Origin of the sequence: Campylobacter sp. 2018MI13, from assembly GCF_018501135.1 — a bacterium.
Lineage (GTDB): Bacteria > Campylobacterota > Campylobacteria > Campylobacterales > Campylobacteraceae > Campylobacter_E.
Genome location: NZ_JAHCZC010000176.1, coordinates 1 through 583 on the forward strand (window position 1 = coordinate 1; position 583 = coordinate 583).

Sequence of the window (583 nt, forward strand, 5' to 3'; positions counted from 1 at the left end):
AGCAGCCGATAGAAATAACGATGGAGAAGTAGATAAAAAAGAAATTGATTATACTATCTATGCATTTGCTTTATATATAGAGCCAACTAAAGATGGTTCAGGACAAGCTACTAAAGTTGCAAGTTATGTTCCAAGTATTTTGACTGTTGATAATAAACAATCAACTGATATTAGCACAATACTTGATGGGAATATTAGTATGGATAAAAATCTTGATGGCTATATAACAATTGCTGAAAAATACAATTATTCTGACACTGCTTACCAATATGGAGTATTTTTAGATAATCTACCTTTTATGACAATTTCACACAAAAAAATAAATACTAATATAACTGAAGAATTAAATAAAGAAACAGAAGAACAAATTAAACTTAATAATATAATTGCAAAACTTAAAAAATCACAATCTTTAGATAATAACGAAAAAGAAATATTACAAAAATTTAATATCCAAAACATAAGTAATGAATTAAAAATAAGCGAAGATAAATTAAAAGAATTAATTACAAATGATAAGCTAGGAGATTTTATAGATTTTACGAAAGAATTTAAAAAAGATTCTGTCTATTATAAACATCTG

The 583-nt window shown here is 24.5% G+C and carries 1 protein-coding gene; it reads left to right on the plus strand.

Annotation, left to right across the window (positions count from 1 at the left end; all coding sequences use genetic code 11):
• Positions 1 to 583: hypothetical protein (locus tag KJQ99_RS09515; protein ID WP_214150686.1), on the plus strand; the 583-nt coding region annotated here is incomplete at both ends.